Below are 1267 nucleotides of genomic sequence, written 5' to 3' on the forward strand. Positions count from 1 at the left end.
TATTTAATCATCCCAATAGTTAATGGATTTTGAATGAAACAACATTCAAAGATATAAACCTTATTGTCTTCTAGAGCAATTTCAGCAAAGTCATTCCATTTGTCAGCAATTAATTCAACATTTTTATCGAATGTTAATTCATATATGTCGTTTTTAAAAATATCGTTAAATAATTCGTCCGAAAACTGGTCACCAAACTCATTTTTTATCTTTCTGTATGGCAATAAATAATTGCTTCCTTTTTTTAGAACTTTCTTAAGGAGCACTTCTTTAAAACCTCCACTGTTAGATAATAATCTATCGAACTCAAATTTATTAAAACAAGATACACCATCATAGTCGGCTGGGTGGTTCAAATTTCCCTCTAAAAATAGTTCAACTTCAATTTTATTTTGGATTAGAATTTCATTTATTAGTTTTGCAGCGGTTGATTTTCCAAATCCAGGTAACCCTTCTACTATTATTAGTTTTGTATTCATAGTTATAAATCCCTTCCTTCAAAGTATTTAACTAAGATTTAAAAAATCACTTACTCCACTGCAATCACCTCTTCAAAATATGATATTTACCATTTCCTTTGAAAAAACCTTCTTAAAGTAACCTGACCGTTAGTTTAAGAAGGTTTTTTCATAATCTCTACAACTATTTTAACATAAATTTTCCATTTATCTTTTTATTTAGAACACTATTTAACTATATAAAAGTGCTTAAACACTATAATAACAATAAAAAAAGGGTGCTAAATCATATGTGATTTACATCCCTAATTTGTGTGTTATTTTATATTTTCTCTCCCGTAACTGAACCCGATATCATACGAGAAGGACTCTTTTTATTACACATTACGGCGCAAAACTAATTTGACCAGTAAACAATAGGATAATTGCTATGATCCAAAATATAAAAAATGATGAGGACAGTATTAATGAAAGAATAGCAATTCCCTTCTTCTCTGTTCTTTTCGTCATTGTGATTATTGAAAGCATGATACCTACACCTGTCAGGGCAATTGTAATATAATCTCCAACTATATTACCTGCATTGGCTATCCTTGTTGGCGTTATAAAAACGAATAGAAAACACAAAATGCCGATGAGTAAAGATACATAGCTTATTATACTGTACTTCTTTTTAGGAACTATTTCAGTTTTCATACTAACCCCACCCCTTCTATATAGCTATGAGTTCATATTAACATGAATAACCATAATTTAGTTAAAATAAACTGGCCACTTCCTTAATAAAGATGGACGATTATCCTTTAATC

1 protein-coding gene and 1 pseudogene are annotated in these 1267 nt (G+C 29.5%); both read right to left on the reverse strand.

Features of this window, described 5'->3' with window-relative positions:
• A pseudogene (locus tag ABWK52_RS29070) lies at positions 1 to 479 on the reverse strand (hypothetical protein); the annotation flags it as partial.
• A 363-nt stretch (positions 480 to 842) separates the two neighbouring features.
• The gene (locus tag ABWK52_RS29075) at positions 843 to 1154 is read right to left on the reverse strand and encodes a hypothetical protein (protein WP_000845560.1); all 312 of its coding nucleotides are present in this window, start codon (positions 1152 to 1154) and stop codon (positions 843 to 845) included.
• Positions 1155 to 1267 lie beyond the last annotated feature (113 nt).

This window comes from Bacillus sp. AP50, from assembly GCF_040492675.1.
Lineage (GTDB): Bacteria > Bacillota > Bacilli > Bacillales > Bacillaceae_G > Bacillus_A > Bacillus_A cereus.